This window comes from Hahella sp. HN01, assembly GCF_018986435.1.
GTDB lineage: Bacteria > Pseudomonadota > Gammaproteobacteria > Pseudomonadales > Oleiphilaceae > Hahella.
Map to the genome: position 1 here is coordinate 1 of NZ_JAHMIN010000086.1, position 3,478 is coordinate 3,478.

9 protein-coding genes are annotated in these 3,478 nt (G+C 60.6%); all 9 read right to left on the reverse strand.

The window, feature by feature from the left end:
* Positions 1–321 (reverse strand): hypothetical protein (locus KP814_RS31980; RefSeq protein ID WP_216740583.1); only part of this gene is annotated, 321 nt, incomplete at its 3' end.
* Between the two features lie 42 nt (positions 322–363).
* Positions 364–543, reverse strand: coding sequence for a hypothetical protein (locus KP814_RS31985; protein WP_216740584.1), 180 nt, complete (start codon positions 541–543; stop codon positions 364–366).
* Between the two features lie 41 nt (positions 544–584).
* The gene (locus tag KP814_RS31990; RefSeq protein ID WP_216740585.1) at positions 585–950 is read right to left on the reverse strand and encodes a hypothetical protein; all 366 of its coding nucleotides are present in this window, start codon (positions 948–950) and stop codon (positions 585–587) included.
* 14 nt (positions 951–964) lie between these two features.
* Positions 965–1,381, reverse strand: a complete 417-nt coding sequence (locus tag KP814_RS31995) for a phage tail tube protein (protein WP_216740586.1) — start codon at positions 1,379–1,381, stop codon at positions 965–967.
* A gap of 2 nt (positions 1,382–1,383) precedes the next feature.
* Positions 1,384–1,758 carry a DUF3168 domain-containing protein gene (locus KP814_RS32000; protein WP_216740587.1) on the reverse strand — a complete coding sequence of 125 codons (375 nt, stop codon included), beginning with the start codon at positions 1,756–1,758 and terminating at the stop codon, positions 1,384–1,386.
* On the reverse strand, positions 1,755–2,291 hold the full coding sequence (locus KP814_RS32005; protein ID WP_216740588.1) for an HK97-gp10 family putative phage morphogenesis protein: 537 nt from the start codon (positions 2,289–2,291) through the stop codon (positions 1,755–1,757). Before KP814_RS32005 ends, KP814_RS32000 begins: the two co-directional genes overlap by 4 nt.
* Positions 2,252–2,590, reverse strand: a complete 339-nt coding sequence (locus tag KP814_RS32010; RefSeq protein WP_216740589.1) for a phage head closure protein — start codon at positions 2,588–2,590, stop codon at positions 2,252–2,254. Before KP814_RS32010 ends, KP814_RS32005 begins: the two co-directional genes overlap by 40 nt.
* Positions 2,587–2,874, reverse strand: coding sequence for a head-tail connector protein (locus tag KP814_RS32015; protein ID WP_216740590.1), 288 nt, complete (start codon positions 2,872–2,874; stop codon positions 2,587–2,589). The genes KP814_RS32010 and KP814_RS32015 overlap by 4 nt, the downstream gene beginning before the upstream one ends.
* A partial coding sequence (locus tag KP814_RS32020; protein ID WP_216740591.1) for a phage major capsid protein occupies positions 2,874–3,478 on the reverse strand: 605 nt, incomplete at its 5' end. The genes KP814_RS32015 and KP814_RS32020, both read right to left, overlap by 1 nt.

The following is a 3,478-nucleotide window of genomic DNA, read 5'->3' on the forward strand; positions in this document are numbered from 1 at the left end:
CTGCAGGCCGGTTTCCAGCGTGCCGGCGGATACGCCCGACAATTCCGCCGCGTAGGCGAGACGGCTCAACCCTTCCACGCTCACGCCCAGGCGCACGCTTAAGTCGCCCAGGTGATTGGCCGCGTCCAGACTGCCTTTGATGACCCCGCCAAACACGCCCGCCGTGGCAATGGTGGCCAGCGTCGTGAACATCTTGCCGGCATTGTTGGCCGCCGACGCCGTGCGCTCCAGATGCTTGTTGACGCTCTTCAGCCCGTCCTCAATCTTGGCCGTAGCAAGGCGCAGATCGATAGACAACGCGCCAATCATTTCCTGACTCATAGAAGGCTTTAACCAGGTTAAAAGGGAGAGAGAAGAAAGGGGTTAGGCGTCGCGCCAGGCGTCGCCGAATAGGAGGTTTTTCAGTGCGTCCGACCGCTCCGCGCTGCTCTGGCGCTCACGTTCGAATTGCTCGGCGTAGGCGTCTAGGGATTCGAAAGCCATCCACTCAGCCAGCTCGGCGGAATCGATCTCTTGCAGCAGGGCCTTAACCGTCTTGCCCAACTTGGCGGCGAGGTAGAAGTAAAACCGGCGCTCGGGCCGGCTTAGGAGTTTTTTGCGGCGTCCTCCACCTCGCCCTGGGTTAAGCGATTGAGTCGGGCGGCGACGTGGTAAACGCGATCCAGGGCGGCGCAGGATTTGGCGCCCAGGGCCTTCACGTCCCCCTCGCTGAATAAGCGCTCGCCTTTGTCATCCACCAGACAGACCGCCACCAGCTTAGCGCGAATGTTAGTCAGATCCCGATGCGCGCTGCCATCGGGAGACAGCTTCACCAGCGAGCCTTCGTAGTCGTCGCGGGCGGCGCCGCTCATCAGCGCGACCCGCACGGTCCCGCCCCACTCCGGCACCTCCACGTCTTCCGATGTGATGTCCTGTGCGGAAAGAATTTGCTGTTTGCTTAAGTAACTCATCAAAAAAAACTCGTTTAGGGTTTCGCGAAAGTAGGTTTACCAGTGATGCGCAGTGCGGCGGAGCCTTCCAGCATCCCGCTGATCCCGCCGGAAAGGCTGGTTGCGTTTTTGACGTACGCCTTAAAGGTCGCCGTGGTCAGGTCGGGGAACGTGATCTTGACGGTCTTCAGCGCCCCGGACAGCTCAGCGGCGCGGACTTCGTTTTGGCCGGGGTCGGCGTAGTTGATAAACCAGTCCAGGCTAAAGCTCCCCCAGTCGCGCTTGCCGAGAAAGAACTCGGAGGCCTCGCTACTTAAATCCGTGTTGTCGATTTCCGGGCGTTCGCCATCAAAACCGGAAAAGGATTTAACCCCGGTCACCTCAATGTCGGGCGTGCCGGCGGTCGTACCATCGATTTCAATTTTTGTCCCGTCGGCGGGCATTTTCGCCATGGTCAGTCCTCGTAAAATGTGAATGAATAATCCAGCATCAACCGATGAAGCTGGGCCGCGTCGTCGTACTCGTAGGTTTTGCCGTTGCGCACGGCGGTGAAGTCTTGGCCGCGTGGAGCTAGCGCTTTAATCACCGCCTCGGCCAGTTGGTCCGCCTGCTTGAGCGTCGGCGCCCAGGCGTCGACTTGCGCCCGCTCGCGGCGGCTTTCGTCCTCTCCGCCCAGGTCGTTGACGGGATCGTCGCCGACATACATCAGGGACAGCGCGGGCGTTGCTACGTTGGGTGGTAGAAAGCGTCCGTGAATCGCGGACGGAGGAATCAACGCTCTGATCTGATCCGCCTTACGCAGTCGTTTCAGTAATCGCGGAATAATCATCGGCGCGCCCTCGCTTGAATAATGGAACGCCACATGCGTTTGCCGGCGGCTTTGACCGCTGCATCCTTGGCGCGCAGAAACGCAGGGCGCAAAAAAGGACGCGGGGCAATGCCGGGATGGTTAACGCCGGACACCACCTGCGAACCGATACGCAGGCGCTTTTTGTTTTTGCGCTTGTTTCTTCCCCGCCCGGTGGTCGGGTTGGGAATGGCGTGCGGCGCCGCGCCAAACTCGATAAAGCGGGCGTAGTAAGCCTTGGGATGCACGCCTACGCGACCGGTGTAGCCGCGACCGCTGCGATCCCTGCGCAGCTTGTAGCGGATGTGTTTACGCAGGTGGCCGCTTTTCACTGGCGCGCCTTGGCGGATCTCTTTCCTAAACGTTTTGGCGGCTTCCGTCAGCCCGTCCCGCGCCGCCTTGTTGGCCGCCTGCTTGCCGAGTTGCTGTAAGGCTTGGTGCAGCTCGCGCAAGCCGCTGATCTTGACGCCGCTGCTCATACCGCCGCCCCCGTGTCCGCGCACATCAGCACCCATTCTTTATTTGTCTCGTTGGTATTGATGGCGGAATGGATGTCGTAGACGCGACCCTGATAGATCGCCCGGTGATCCTGGGACGTGAGCCCGGCCAACGCCGGTTCCCAGCGCAACACGATGCGGGTGGTCAGCTCGGCGCGGGGACCGCTGGTGGCCAGGAACTCGCGACCGGACAGCGGCTCCACGCCCGCCCAGCGCGTGGCGAGTTCTCGCCAGCCTTGCACGGTTTCGCCGTACTCATCCTGAGTGGAGACGTTGGCTTGAATCGTCACCCGTCGCCGTAGTCGTCCCGCTCTCATAGCCGCCGAATCCGCAGCAGGTCCAGCAGGGCTTTAGAGCACAGCGGGACTTGCGAAACGGTCGCCGCCGTCTGGTCCTCCCGTTGTTCGTACAGGGTGGCGATGATCATCTTGATAGCGTGCTTGGCCAGTTCGGGAATGCTCTCGCCTTCCTCCAGGGAAAGGCCTGAATATTCCTCCGCCAGATTGCGCGCCACGGCGATCAGGGTCTCGATGTAGGCGTCTTCGTCGTCATGCTCCACGCGTAGATGCTGCTTGGCTTCCTCTAAGCTGATAGGGGCCATTACGCCCCCTTACTCAAGGTCAGCACCTTAATGGCGTTGGAGTCCACCAACATGCCCCCTACCCGCTTCGTGGTGTAGAAGTGGACGAAGGGTTTATGGGTGTAGGGATCGCGCAGCATGCGCGCGCCGATGCGGTCCACAATGCTGTAACCCCGCATGAAGTCGCCAAACAAGATAGCGTTAGCATCCGCCGCCACTTCCGGCATGTCTTCGTTTTCCTCGATGCCGTAGCCCAACAGCAACGAAGGCTGGCCCGCCTCGATACCCGGACGCCACATGTAGTTGCCGTCCGCGTCCTTGAACTTGCGCACCTTCTCCACCGTGGTTCCGGTCATCATCCAACAGGCGTTACGGCGAAATGTTTTCTTGAGACGGTAGATCACGCTTAGCAGGTTATCCGCAGTGAAGTCGCCCGCCTTGCCGCTGATCACTCGTTGCAGCTTGCCGAACTCGCGGGAGGCGTCCGGCGCGGCGTCCATGGCGTAAGACAGGATGCCTTTCGGTTTGCCCACGCCATCGCCATTTAGAAAGGCGTCGGCTTCGCGGTCGACGAACTCTTGCGCCACTTCGTCGGCGATCCACTGCTCAACGTTGAAATACACAT